General features: G+C 31.4%; 11 protein-coding genes. 1 reads left to right on the top strand and 10 read right to left on the bottom strand.

Translation table 11 applies throughout. The features are described 5' to 3' along the window. Positions 1-52 precede the first annotated feature (52 nt). The 10 genes from LGK95_RS05305 to LGK95_RS05260 all read right to left on the bottom strand — a co-directional run bounded on the left by LGK95_RS05305 (position 53) and on the right by LGK95_RS05260 (position 11,552). Positions 53-265 (bottom strand): hypothetical protein, encoded by a 213-nt coding sequence (locus LGK95_RS05305; protein WP_226122972.1) that lies wholly within the window; start codon positions 263-265, stop codon positions 53-55. A gap of 104 nt (positions 266-369) precedes the next feature. Beyond that, positions 370-774, bottom strand: coding sequence for a hypothetical protein (locus tag LGK95_RS05300; RefSeq protein ID WP_226122970.1), 405 nt, complete (start codon positions 772-774; stop codon positions 370-372). 330 nt (positions 775-1,104) lie between these two features. Further along, positions 1,105-1,695, bottom strand: a complete 591-nt coding sequence (gene yihA, locus LGK95_RS05295) for a ribosome biogenesis GTP-binding protein YihA/YsxC (RefSeq protein WP_226122967.1) — start codon at positions 1,693-1,695, stop codon at positions 1,105-1,107. Then, positions 1,676-4,018, bottom strand: a complete 2,343-nt coding sequence (gene lon / locus LGK95_RS05290) for an endopeptidase La (RefSeq protein WP_226122965.1) — start codon at positions 4,016-4,018, stop codon at positions 1,676-1,678. Before lon ends, yihA begins: the two co-directional genes overlap by 20 nt. Before the next feature lie 370 nt (positions 4,019-4,388). Beyond that, positions 4,389-6,074 (bottom strand): ATP-dependent protease LonB, encoded by a 1,686-nt coding sequence (gene lonB, locus LGK95_RS05285; protein WP_226122964.1) that lies wholly within the window; start codon positions 6,072-6,074, stop codon positions 4,389-4,391. Positions 6,075-6,360: 286 nt separating this feature from the next. Beyond that, complete coding sequence (clpX, locus tag LGK95_RS05280; protein WP_226122960.1) at positions 6,361-7,653, bottom strand: ATP-dependent Clp protease ATP-binding subunit ClpX; 1,293 nt, start codon at positions 7,651-7,653, stop codon at positions 6,361-6,363. A gap of 34 nt (positions 7,654-7,687) precedes the next feature. Next, positions 7,688-8,272, bottom strand: coding sequence for an ATP-dependent Clp endopeptidase proteolytic subunit ClpP (clpP, locus tag LGK95_RS05275; RefSeq protein ID WP_226122959.1), 585 nt, complete (start codon positions 8,270-8,272; stop codon positions 7,688-7,690). Between the two features lie 154 nt (positions 8,273-8,426). Then, the gene (gene tig, locus LGK95_RS05270) at positions 8,427-9,719 is read right to left on the bottom strand and encodes a trigger factor (protein ID WP_226122958.1); all 1,293 of its coding nucleotides are present in this window, start codon (positions 9,717-9,719) and stop codon (positions 8,427-8,429) included. Between the two features lie 242 nt (positions 9,720-9,961). Continuing rightward, positions 9,962-10,759 carry a sugar phosphate isomerase/epimerase family protein gene (locus tag LGK95_RS05265; protein ID WP_226122957.1) on the bottom strand — a complete coding sequence of 266 codons (798 nt, stop codon included), beginning with the start codon at positions 10,757-10,759 and terminating at the stop codon, positions 9,962-9,964. 16 nt (positions 10,760-10,775) lie between these two features. After that, complete coding sequence (locus LGK95_RS05260) at positions 10,776-11,552, bottom strand: hypothetical protein (protein ID WP_226122955.1); 777 nt, start codon at positions 11,550-11,552, stop codon at positions 10,776-10,778. Positions 11,553-12,182: 630 nt separating this feature from the next. Between LGK95_RS05260 and pflB the strand changes: the two genes are divergently transcribed. Continuing rightward, positions 12,183-14,411 carry a formate C-acetyltransferase gene (gene pflB, locus LGK95_RS05255; RefSeq protein WP_226122953.1) on the top strand — a complete coding sequence of 743 codons (2,229 nt, stop codon included), beginning with the start codon at positions 12,183-12,185 and terminating at the stop codon, positions 14,409-14,411. Positions 14,412-14,440: the final 29 nt, after the last annotated feature.

Below are 14,440 nucleotides of genomic sequence, written 5' to 3'. Positions count from 1 at the left end.
TATCACCTCATTTATAAATGGGAGAGCATTAAGCTCCCCCTGATTTTTTTAACTAATAACCATTCACTACATTTCTTCTACCACTACAGAAACAAAAACCTAGGAATAACAATATTAGTAAAAAAGCATTTTTGTTTTCAAGTAGACATGTTCTTTGAAGTATAATTAATAGTATTATCGCACAAATCGGATTCGTGCATAAACCTCCGCATGGGCTTACTACAGCTGCTACAGGTGCGTTTCCACAACATCTTTTTTTTGACATATAAAACTCCCCTTTCTGGGCCAAATTTTAATGTGTTATATATTTCAGCTTAAGTTAAGAACATTTTATTTATCTATTTGTATGCTATAGATTATTTGCAATAGTTATTCATCATCACAGCTGTCTAAGTTTATAATGTTATTTGTACATCCTTTGTTATTTCTGCCATTGCCGCTACATACCAATAAAAGAATTAAGATTATTATCCAAACACCACTTCCACCGCCGAATCCGCCACATCCGCCACCAAATCCGCCTAATCCAAATATGCCATTGCCATTAGTACTTGGTCCACATCTACAAAGTTCCTTGCAGTGTTTCTTTTCGCATCCGCAAACAGTGCCACTATCTGCTCCTTGGCCTTGACTGCAAAATAAAAGCAATAAAACAATAATCCAAATTATCGAACTTCCGCCATTGTTGCGATTATTATCACAGTCACAATCACATTTTTTAGATCCATTTTTTTGAGATTCAGCTAATCCACTTAATAAGCTATTCATATCCATATAAATTCCCTCCTTTTTCCTGTTTTTGTGAATTAATCTTTTAATTTTTTTTCTTTTGTTACTTAATATATACTATTCTGTTAAAAACATATTGATACAGAATAGTTATTTTTCTTAATTTAACTTGAAAACTTCTTCTTTTGTTTTCTAATATATACTATTCTGTTAAAAATATATTGATACAGATTTCTATATAAATACTTAGCAAAAAAATTATACAAAGAAATAAAAAAATAGACCTAATCACTTTGTGCACTAAGTACTAGCTTGCACAACGTAATATAGATCTATTTTAATAATACCTTATTTTTTTATTATTCAATATGACTATTATTCAATATGACTATCGTGAAACATGTTTTCTAATAGATCATCCACACCAGTTTTTTTGAGTGATGAAATATTAATAATTTCTTCATTTGCATCTAGTGCTAAAGTTTCTCTTATTAACTTATTATTTTTCACAAGTTCTGCTCTGTTTAACTTATCTTTTTTGGTTGCAACTATTACAACTTCATAACCAAAATGTTTAATCCATCCGTACATTAAAAGATCATCTTTAGTTGGCTTACGTCTACAGTCCACGAGTAATGCTACTTTTTGAAGCTGAGGTCTACGAATTAAATAGTCCTCCATCATTTTTCCCCATTTAGCTTGTTCAGTCTTAGATACTTTAGCATATCCATAACCTGGCAAATCAACAAAATAAAAGTTGTTGTTTATTAAGAAAAAGTTTATCAGCCTAGTCTTGCCAGGTGTACCACTAACTTTAACCAATTTACGCCTATTAGTTAAAGAATTTATTAAAGAAGACTTGCCTACATTGGACCTGCCAACAAAAGCATACTCTACTCTATTATCTGTGGGGTACTGAGCAGGTTTTACTGCCGAAATTATAAATTCAGATTGTTTTATCTCCATTATTTATCTCCCCAATTAATGCATTTTCAAGCACATCTTCTACTTTACTTGCAATTATAAATTTTAGTTTATCCTTAATACTCTTTGGTATCTTTTCTATATCTTTTTCATTATCTTTAGGAATTATAATCGTGTCAATACCAGCTCTATAGGCAGCTAGTGATTTTTCCTTAAGCCCTCCTATAGGTAATACTCTTCCTGTAAGAGTAATCTCTCCTGTCATCGCTACGTTATGTCTTACCTTTCTTTTAGTTAATGCAGATATCATTGCGGTTATCATAGTTACCCCAGCTGATGGACCATCTTTAGGTACTGCTCCCTCTGGAACATGTATATGAATATCTTTATTTTTATAAAACTCTTTATCAATATTATATTTATCCGCATTAGCTCTAACATAGCTGTATCCGGCCTTAGCAGATTCCTTCATAACATCTCCTAATTGACCTGTAAGTTGAAGCTTACCCGTTCCATCCATAGCGCTTACCTCTACAGGCAACGTAACTCCACCAACTTCAGTCCATGCAAGTCCAGTTACAACGCCTACTGCATCTTCTGTGTCAGCTTTATCATAGGTATATATAACTGCTCCTAGATACTTTTTAACATTTGTTGTGGTAAGATTAACATTTTCTTTATTGTTTTCTACCATATCCGTTATTGCTTTTCTTATAACAGAGGCAATTTGCCTCTCAAGGCTTCTCACCCCGGATTCCCTAGTGTAGTTTTCAATAATACAACTAATTGAATCATCCGAAAAAATGATTTTGTCACCTTCCATATTATGTTCTTTTAACATCTTTGGAATAAGGTGATTTTTTGCAATGTGGAATTTTTCTTCTGATGTGTACCCTGATACCTCAATTACTTCCATTCTGTCGAGTAACGCTCTTGGAATAGTATCTAATTTATTTGCAGTAGTTATAAACAATACCTTTGATAAATCAAAGTCTAACTCTAAGTAATGATCCCTAAAACTTGCATTTTGTTCACTATCCAAAACTTCTAGGAGTGCATCCGCAGGGTCTCCTTTAGAATCATTACTCATTTTATCAATTTCATCTAACAAGAATAAAGGATTTTTAGATCCTGCCTGTTTCATCGCATATATAATTCTACCTGGAATTGCTCCCACGTATGTTTTTCTGTGCCCTCTTATTTCAGCCTCATCTTTTACCCCACCCAATGACATTCTAACAAAGTTTCTATTTAGTGCATTTGCAACAGATTTTGCTATAGATGTTTTTCCAACTCCTGGTGGTCCTACTAAACATAAGATAGGCCCTTTTAAAGTTTTACTTATTTTTTTAACTGCTAAATATTCTATTATTCTTTGTTTAACATCGTCAAGCCCATAATGCTCTGTATCAAAAACCTCTCTAGCCTTTTTAATGTCAATATTATCTTTAGTTGATTTATTAAAAGGCAAAGCTAATATCCAATCTAAATATGCTCTTGTGACTCCACTTTCAGCTGAATAATTTCCTGCGCTTTTTAATTTATTTAATTCATAAACCGCTTTTTCTTTTGCTTCTTTAGGTAATTTCGCCTTTTTTATCTTAGCCTCATATTCTAGTATTTCTTTCTTAGATTCGTCTTCTTCTCCTAATTCCTCTTGTATAGCTTTCATTTGTTCTCTTAGATAATATTCCTTTTGAATTTTATCTATTCTACCTTTAACCTTTGTTCCAATTTTCTTTTCTATTCTTAGTACTTCAACCTCATTTTTTAATATAAATAACAATTTTTCTAATCTTTTAGTAACGTCCAATATTTCAAGTAGTTCTTGTTTTACCTCTGGCTTGAGTACTAAATATGAACTTACAGTATCACAGTATCTTCCTGGTTCCTCTGTTTCTTCTAAACTAAAGAGAGCATCTGGAAAATTGTTAACCGACAAATTTATGTATTCTTCAAAGGATTTATCTATAAGTCTAATATATGCCTTACATTTTTTATCATCCGAGCAATCTTCATCTTCAATAATTTCTACTTCTACCTTTACAAAAGGTTCCTTATCTTTGTACTCGGAAATCTTACCTCTTTTTATTCCTTCAACTAGTACCCTAATTGTATCTCCTGGCAACTTTAATATTTGTTTTACATTACAAATAGTACCAATACTATATATATCCTTTTCTTCTGGTTCTTCAATTTTAGAAACCTTTTGTGAAACCAGAAAAATTTCTTGATTATTTAGCATAGCATCTTCTAATGCAAGTATAGATTTTTCTCTACCAACGTCAAAGTGCAACACCATATATGGAAATATATTCATACCTCTTAGTGGAATTAGCGGAAGAATTTTTTCACTTTTATCCATTTTTCTCCCTCTTTTCTAAATTATATTTATCGTCATTTATTAATATAAAATCATTATTTTGAATCCACATTGAACACAAGTAATAAAGTATAATAGTTGTTCATTATACTTTTATAGTTACACTACTATATTATACCTATAATATACCCGTTTTTCAATACCACAGGATGTAAAATAAATAAGACACATGAAAATAAATAAGGAGTCAATAATGCTATAGCTGTTTTGCATCAAGGCAAGGAGACAGCTTTGTTGCTAGTTGTAAACTAGCGGTAGTTCTCCAAGCGGTGTATGACGCAAACTAGACTAACATACTAACCTGTTATTTATTCTTATATGCCTAAGGAAATCCATTATAATTGATCTAGAATTAGAGTTTTAATGGTTCAGCTGCTATTACATCAACCTCTGTTTCAAATGTGCTTGGAATCTTTTTAGGTACCTCTTGAAGTAATGCTTCGCGAATAACCTCACTAATACTGCTCACTGGAATAATCTTAATATCTTCAATATTATTAAAACTATCTTGCCAATTATCTTTTGGAATAATAACTCTTGTTGCTCCTGCTTTCTTTGCGGCAGCAATTTTTGCATTGACACCACCAATTGGCTTTACAGTCCCATGAATTGATATTTCTCCTGTCATTGCAACCATATTATCAACTGGTATACCTTTTATTGCACTGTATATAGCAGTTGTAATGCTTACTCCTGCAGAAGGACCATCTACAGGTGATCCACCTGGAAAGTTTACATGAATATCATAATCGTCGCAATCTAGATTAAAATATTTTTCAAGTACTGTAACCACATTCTCTACTGAAGATCTTGCAGTACTCTTACGCCTAAGCTTCTTATTTCCGCCACTACTTATCTCTTCTTCTTCAATAATTCCCGTAATTTTAAGCACGCCTTTTCTTAGCTTTACTTTTTTGGCACTAGCTTCAATTTCCATTACGGCTCCTATATTTGCTCCATAAACTGCTAGCCCATTTACATATCCAACTTGTGGTTTATCTGATATCCTAGATTCCATCCTTGGAGAATACTGGCCATTCTCAATAACCCACTCAATATCCTCTATCGTTACTTCATCTCTTTCATCATTTATAGCCATACCACTTGCTAGCTGAATTAAATTAACGGTATCACGTCCATTGCTAGAATATTTACCTACAAGCTTTAATGCCTTATCGCAAATCTTAAGACCCATTTTACTTACTGAGTTTGCTGCGATAGTTTGCAATTCTTCTGGAAGTAATGCTCTAAAGAATATTTCTATACATCTTGACCTTATTGCCGGAATTATTTCCTCTGGATTACGTGTAGTTGCACCTATTAACCTAAAATCAGCCGGAAGCCCTTCATCAAATACCTCTTTTATATAAAGAGGTACGTTAGGGTCCTCACCATTATAATAAGCACTATCCAAAAATACTTTTCTATCCTCTAAAACTTTAAGTAACTTATTCATTTCTATAGGATGTAGTTCTCCGATTTCATCAATAAACAGAATTCCACCATGTGCTTTAGTTACTGCTCCAGGTTTTGGTTGAGGCACTCCAGCAACTCCAAGTGGACCTGCTCCTTGATAGATTGGATCATGAACGGATCCAATAAGTGGGTCTGCTATTCCTCTCTCATCAAATCTAACAGTGGTTCCGTCTATTTCTACAAACTTAGAAGCTTCATTAAATGGAGATTTTGCTCGTCTTTTAGCATCTTCAAGCACTAATCTAGCCGCCGCTGTTTTTCCTATTCCAGGTGGGCCATAAATTATAACATGTTGAGGATTAGGACCACATATTGCGGCTTGCAATGCTTTAATTCCTTTTTCTTGACCTATAACCTCATCAAATTTTGTTGGTCTACTTTTTTCTGTAAGTGGCTCAGTAAGGCTTATCCTTTTCATTCTTCTTAAGTTTTCCATTTCTTTTTTATTTTCCTTACCAACAACCATCTTGCTGCTTTGTTGAGTTTTTAATGCATTAAAAAAATATAACCCAATAACTACTGTAAAAAAGAGTTGAACTGCCATTAAAATTTTTGTTGTCATATTATTTGAAGTTTAATAATCAATATATTAAACTAATCCTCCTCCGCATATTAAATTTGCATATTTTAGTAAATATTGCATCTTTTAATATTATGCTCAAGAAAAGCTTAATATATTCTTCTTATTCCATAAAATAATCTTAATTTTATGTGGCTTTTAATGTCTAACCATATAAATATAAAAGTAGCTGGATTTAATTATATATGTAATTATAAACATTACATTTTACACCAAAACAGAAAAAAAGATGGATACGAAATCCATCTTTTTTATTTTTTGTTATTCACTATGCTGTTTCTGGTCCTTTTTTTGTTTTTAACTTTTTTGTAATCTTTAATTTTTCTCTTTTTCCACCCTCAGCTAAAATTAATTGTGGATTTCTAGTTTTAATAGTCTCAGCATTAACTATTACTTTAGCTACTTCTTCATTCGACGGAATATCAAACATGATTTCCTTCATTGTATCTTCTATAATAGATCTAAGTCCACGAGCTCCAGTTTTTCTTTTAATAGCTTCTTTGGCTATAGCTTTTAACGCTTCTTCTTCAAATTCTAGTTCCACGTTATCCATTTCAAACAATTTCTTATATTGTTTTATAAGTGCATTTTTAGGTTCACTAAGAATACTAACTAACGCCTCTTCATCTAAAGCTTCAAGTGTAACAACTATTGGTAATCTGCCTACAAATTCTGGGATTAATCCAAATTTGAGTAAATCTCCTGGCATTATAGACTTCAAAAGTTCACCTACGTTTACTTCTTCTTTAGACCTTATTTCAGCTCCAAAACCAACTGATGTAGTTCTAGTTCTTTTTTCTATGATTTTATCAAGACCATCAAATGCTCCTCCACAAATAAATAAAATATTTGCTGTATTTATCTGAATAAACTCTTGGTGAGGATGTTTTCTTCCGCCTTGTGGTGGTACTGACGCTGTAGTGCCTTCTAATATTTTAAGTAATGCCTGTTGAACTCCTTCTCCAGATACATCCCTAGTTATAGAAGGATTCTCAGATTTTCTAGCAATCTTATCTATTTCATCTATATAGATAATACCCTTCTCTGCCTTTTCTACATCATAATCAGCATTTTGTATTAATTTTAGTAGAATGTTTTCTACATCTTCTCCTACATATCCTGCTTCAGTAAGCGTAGTTGCATCTGCTATAGCAAAAGGTACATTTAAATATTTTGCCAAGGTTTGAGCGAGTAAAGTTTTACCACAGCCTGTAGGCCCAAGTAATAGTATATTACTCTTTTGAAGTTCAACTTCGCCTTCATTAACGTTTGAATTTATTCTTTTGTAATGATTATAAACAGCTACTGCTAAGGATTTTTTAGCGGTATTTTGTCCAACTACATAATCATCTATATATTTTTTTATTTCTGCAGGTTTTGGGAGTGCTCCTAAATCTAATTCAACATCTCCCTGGAATTCATCTACAATTATTTCTGAACATAATTCAATACACTCATCACATATATATACTCCCGGTCCTGCAATTAATCTTCTAACTTGTTCTTGGGTTTTACCACAGAATGAACATTTAAGTTGTTTTTTTTCATCAAACTTTGTCATATTTTCACCTCTATTACCCTTATTTAATTTAATGTTATTTCCTTTTAGTTATAACTTCATCTATTAATCCATACTCCATAGCTTCTTGTGAACTCATGAAATAATCTCTTTCAACATCATGTTGAATTTTCTCTATTGGTTGGCCAGTTCTTTCACTGTATATTCTATTTAATGTATCTTTAGTTTTCATAATTCGCTTTGCGTGGATATCGATATCAGTTGCCTGACCTTGAAATCCTCCTAAAGGCTGATGTATCAAAATTTCACTATTAGGTAATGCAAATCTTTTTCCTTTTTCCCCAGCTACTAATAAGAAAGATCCCATGGATGCCGCCATACCAATGCATATAGTTGAAACTTGTGGTTTTATCAATTGCATTGTGTCATAAATAGCCATTCCTGCTGTAATTGATCCACCTGGACTATTTATATATAAATAAATGTCTTTATCAGGGTCTTCAGACTCTAAATACAATAACTGAGCAACAATTAAACTAGCAGTTACATCATTTACCTCTTCTCCTAGAAAAATTATTCTTTCTTTTAATAATCTTGAATAAATATCATAAGATCTTTCTCCCCTGTTCGTTTGTTCAACAACCATTGGCACCAAACTCATATAAATCACTCCTTTACTCTCTAATAATAATACTATTTTAATAGGTAATCTATTCCTTAATTATATCCTAAATAATTACTTTTAAACATATAATTTTATCCTAAATTTAAAATTAATTGCCAGACAAATATCTGGCAATCAATTTCAGTATAAATTATGCAATAATCTTAGCGCTATCAACTAACATTTTGATTACTTTTTCATTTACAACATCGACTTTCAGATATTGTTTTTGTGCTTGCATAATTAATTCTGCTGTTTTGTCTAAATCTTTGTCTCCATATTGAGCTGCAACTTGTTTAGCTTTTGCAAGCATTTCTTCATCACTAGCTTCAAACTTTTCAATTTTCGCTATTTCTGATATTACTAAATCAGTTTTGACTCTCTTTTCAGCTGACTCTTTCATAAATGTTCTAACTTTTTCTTCAGTATTGTTAGTGTACTGATAATAAGATTCAAGATCTAAACCTTGTTGTTTTAATTTTGCTTCTAAATCTTTAAGCATTATATCAGTTTCTCTTTTTATCATAATTTCCGGAATGTCCATTACAACGTTAGAGCAAGCTGCATCTATTACAGCTTCTTCAAATTCTTTCTTTTCTCTATCTACACTTGTTACTTGAAGAGATTTTTTAATATCATTTCTTAGTTCTTCTAAAGTATCAAATTCTGATACTTCTTTAGCAAACTCATCATCAATAGCTGGTAATTCTTTTTCCTTCATGCTTTTAACGGTTACATTAAAAGTTGCAACTTTTCCATTTAAGTCTTCTCTTCCATATGTTTCTGGGAAATTAACTTTAACTTCTTTCGTTTCTCCAACTTTTAAACCAACTAATTGTTCTTCAAATGTATCAATGAATGATCCTGAACCAATTTCTAGTTCAAAGTCTGTTCCTTCTCCACCTTCAAAAGCTACTTCATCAACAAATCCTTTAAAATCTATTATTGCTATATTTCCCATTGCAATAACACCATCTAGCTTTTCTTCAACTCTAGCATTTTTTTCTTGCATGCCTTTTAGTTGGTTTTCAATTTCATCATCTGTTACATTGTATTCAGTTTTTTTAGCTTCTAATCCTTTGTATTCTCCAATTTTAACTTCAGGTATAACTTCAACTGAGGCAGTGTATACAAAATCTTTTCCTTCCCCAATTTCAACAATATCAATTTTAGGATAATCTAACGGATTTATATCATGTTGCTTTAAAGCTTCAGGATATGTATCATCACAACAAAAATTTATAGCATCTTCAAAGAAAACACCTTCACCGTACATTTTCTTTATTATATTCATTGGAGCTTTACCTTTTCTAAATCCAGGTATATTCATAGTTTTTGAATTTTTTGCACAAGATTTCTTTAATGATTTACTAAATCTTTCTGCTTCTACTGTTATTTCTAATTTAATAATATTTTTTTCTAATTTTTCCATTTTAACGTTCATTATATTACTCCTCCTAATCGCCACAATTGCTTATTACCTTAAATATTATAACATAACTTTTAAGGTATTTACAAATATTATTAAGCATATTTGCTCAAATAGTCTAATATTATGATTATACCCAAGTTATTTATAATTTACAAGATAATTTTAGTAATGCTAAAATTTAATAATATGTTTGTTAAATAATTACTCTTAGACGATATATTAACTCTTTTTATGTTTAAACACTACTAAATTGTTTACTCCACACTAATGTTATTAAATCTTTCAGATATAAGTTCCTTAGCTCCCTTTAATTCTTCATAGTCTAAATAATTGTTACTATAAACTTCTATAGTCCCTTTTCCACTATAATTAACCTTCTTAAGCTCGCTTGATATATCTTCATAATCCAAACTTCCTTTTCCAGGTAAAAGACAAACATGATCTTCATCTCTATCATTAATATGAAGATTCACTATATTACCACCCATAACCTTTATATATTTTTCTATAGAAACATTGGCTTTATACGCTTGTTTCAAATCCAATGTAAAATATATTGGGTACTTACACTCCTCTGACAGAAATTTTAAAAACCTTGTGTCTGCAGACATACACCAAGATACATTTTCTTGCGCTAACTTAATACCCGATTCTGTTGCAATGGATAAAAGTTCATTATATGTCTCTATAACAAATTTCAGATCAAGTTCATTAAAGTCCGTATAGCGCATACCATGAAAAGTATAAGAGTTTGCCCCTAACAATTTTGCTGCCCCGCAAACATTTTTAAATTGTAACATGTCATGTTTTCTTCTATCGTATTTATCAAAAAGGTAGGGTTCAAAAGAACCAGCGAATGCATGAATCGAATTTACGTTAAAATCATATAGTTCCTTCTGTTCTACTAATACCTTTAGATATTCTTTCTCGTATTCACTAGGTGTATTTAAAAATATTTCACCGAAATTAAATCCTAATTCTTTCATCTTCTTTATGCTGTCTTCTGTATGCAAATTAGGATAAAAACAAGCCGAAGATAATCCTATATCCATACTTAACCTCTTTTCTCTATTTTATTACTTTACCTATTGGAGTTACATATACTGCATTGCCATCTATAGTTGCCTCAAGCCCCTTGGAAGTTATGTTTTTAAATGTTATTTTTTTACCGGATGCCGGTTTCACCTGAACATGTTCACTAGTTTTTACGTTTACCTTCCATATATATTGCATGGCTTTTTCATTCATCCAAGGTAATTCACTAACGTATACAATATTATCTTCATTAATAAATTTAGGTGTAATTGACCAAATATAGTTTGGATCACTTTTAAGCTTATTGTTCTTTGGATAAATTTGATTTTTACTGGATTTATGTATTTTTTTAGTGATATCTTTACTCACTTTATTTACATCAACATATAACAAATCTTGGTTTTTAGTACTTTGTATAACTATTGCTTTTTTACTTGGGCTTATATCATAGGATATGCCCTTAGAGTTTGATATACCTTTTATACTTTTTTCTGCCGCCTGCACATCATATTGAATACTTATTTTTTGCCCATCAGACAATGAAACAACAAAAGCTTGAGTTTTTACAGCATTCTTTACATGTGTAGCTTTGGGTTTTTTCGAAGTTTTCTGATCTTTAACCACTACCTCTGGTTTCTTTTCAACCTGTGCTTCCTTATTCTCTTTTGATTTATTTAATAAACCTTTAAAATCTGTTTTTAAAAATATGCTTAACCCTATTATAGGGATAATAATCACTAATAATATTATCTTTCTTCGCTTCTTTTTTTCCTTCTCATAATGCTTGCTAAACATACTAGGCCTCTTCATATCATTTCCCTCCATTATATTTAATACATTGTTACCACTCGAGTTCTCTTAACTAATAACAATACATTACTTATTATACCTCATAATAAATGAAAATAATATATTTTATTATGGATGCTTGTCCTCTGTAATATAGTAACTTCATATATATTTTCAACTAAAATAATATTACCTGGTTTTAAGTTAATATTATTTAATACTTACATAGGTTTTCTATTATTAATTGCTCTAATTACTTGTTGTTTCATTTTTTTATTTATCTGTTATTGTTTTCCTGTTAAATTTTTAACACCTTTAATGCTATACGTATCAGCAGTTTGACAATTAACTTAATATTCTTAATATTACAACTTATATAAAACCACTTGAACTGTTTCAAATTTAATATTACAATAAGTATATTGACAATTTCAATTTCAGAAAACCATAATAAATGTTGAATATTTTAAGAATTTGTATTTATTTTTACATTTAGGTATTAACAAACATAATAAAGTATTGTATAATATACTTAGACGATATTTATTATTAATTAACATTTATTATCAACTCGTTCCTCCACTTAATCTTGTGGCTAAACGATAACTTTATAAAACATCGTAAATTAAGATATTAAAAGGAGGAAAAATAATGTTTAAACAATGGAATGGTTTCAAAGGTGATTTATGGAAAGATCAAATTAACGTAAAAGACTTTATTCAAAAAAATTACACCTTATATGAAGGTGATGATAATTTTTTAGCTTCCACAACTCATAAAACTAATAAAGTTTGGGATAAAGCTAATTCACTTATATTAGAAGAAATTAAAAAAGGTATTATAGATGTAGAAACTAATGAAATATCAGGAATAGATAATTTTAAGCCTGGTTATATTGATAAAGAAAATGAAGTAATTGTTGGACTTCAAACTGATGCTCCACTAAAAAGAATAGTTAATCCGTTTGGTGGCTTTAGAATGGTAGATCAATCACTTGAGGCTTATGGTTACGAGTTAAACAAAGATATAAAAGAGTTTTTTCCAAAATACAGAAAAACTCATAACGAAGGTGTTTTTGATGCATACACAGATGCTACGAAAGTTGCAAGAACTGTAGGGCTATTAACCGGGCTTCCAGATGCATATGGTAGAGGTCGAGTAATTGGTGATTATAGAAGAATAGCTCTTTATGGGTTAGATTTTTTAGTTGATCAGAAGAAAAAAGATTTAAAAGAACTCACAGGACATGCAACAGACGATCTTATAAGACATAGAGAAGAATTAAGTATGCAAGTAAGAGCACTTGGTCAAATAAAAAGCATGGCGTTAAAATATGGTGTTGACCTTTCAAAACCAGCAGTTACTGCACAAGACGCTGTTCAAGCAGTATACTTAGGATACCTTGCAGGTATAAAAGAAAATAATGGTGCTGCAATGTCACTCGGTAGAACAACAACTTTCTTAGACATATATTTTGAAAGAGATTTAAAGGAAGGAAAAATAACTGAAGATGAAGCCCAAGAGATTATAGATCAGTTCGTAATCAAACTTAGAATGGCAAGACACCTTAGAACTCCCGAGTACAATGATTTATTTGGTGGAGATCCAAATTGGGTAACAGAATCTATTGGTGGTGTATCCCTTAATGGCACTCCAATGGTAACAAAGAATTCCTTTAGATTCCTTCATACATTAACAAACCTTGGATCAGCGCCAGAACCTAATATGACAGTGCTTTGGTCAGAAAAGTTACCAGAAACTTTTAAAAAATACTGCGCTAAAATGTCCATTGAAACTGATGCACTTCAGTATGAAAATGATGATATAATGAGACCAATCTATGGTGATGATTATGGCATAGCTTGCTGCGTTTCAGCTATGGAAATAGGGAAGAGGATGCAATTCTTTGGAGCAAGAGCTAACCTTGCAAAATCATTATTATTATCACTTAACGGTGGAGTAGACGAGTTAAAAGGAAAACTTGTTGTACCTAATATAGAAAAAATAACTGATGAAATTCTTGACTACAAAACAGTTAGAAAGATGTATTCAAAGGTTTTAGAATATGTCGCTGCAATGTATGTTGATACAATGAATACCATACATTATATGCATGATAAATATGCTTACGAAGCAGGCCAACTCGCTCTTCATGACACAGACCTTAAATACTTCATGGCGTTTGGCGTAGCAGGGCTCTCAATTGCAGCCGATTCCTTGAGTGCTATAAAATTTGCAAAGGTAACTCCTGTAAGAAATGCAGAAGGAATCACTGTTGATTTTAAAACAGAAGGAGATTTCCCTAAGTACGGTAATGATGATGACAGAGTTGATGATCTAGCTGTTGAACTTATTAAAGAATTCAGCGACGCTCTTAAAAAACACCCCGCATACAAAGGAGCAGAACATACTTTATCAGCACTTACTATTACATCAAACGTTGTATATGGTAAGAAAACAGGTACAACTCCTGATGGAAGAAAACAAGGTGTACCACTTGCCCCTGGAGCAAACCCAACACAAGGTAACGATGAAAATGGAGCACTCGCATCATTAAACTCAGTTGCTAAGATTCCATATAGAAATTATTGCCAAGATGGAGTTTCAAATACTTTTTCAATAGTACCAGCTGCACTTGGAATAGATGAAGCTACAAGAATAAATAATCTAGTATTCCTTTTAGATGGCTATTTCGCACAAAGTGCACACCACTTAAACGTAAATGTACTAAATAGAGAAGTTTTAATAGACGCTATGGAGAATCCAGACAAATACCCAACATTAACAATCAGAGTTTCAGGTTATGCTGTTCACTTTAATAGATTATCAAAAGAACAACAACTTGAAGTTATAAGTAGAACATTCCATAAAAAAATCTAGTCAATTTTAAAATATTAAATAATATGAGA

It is taken from the genome of Clostridium algoriphilum, from assembly GCF_020443705.1.
Taxonomy (GTDB): Bacteria; Bacillota; Clostridia; order Clostridiales; family Clostridiaceae; genus Clostridium_AD; species Clostridium_AD algoriphilum.
The sequence above is the reverse complement of the archived record's forward strand: the minus strand, read 5'-3'. Positions and strand labels throughout refer to the sequence as shown.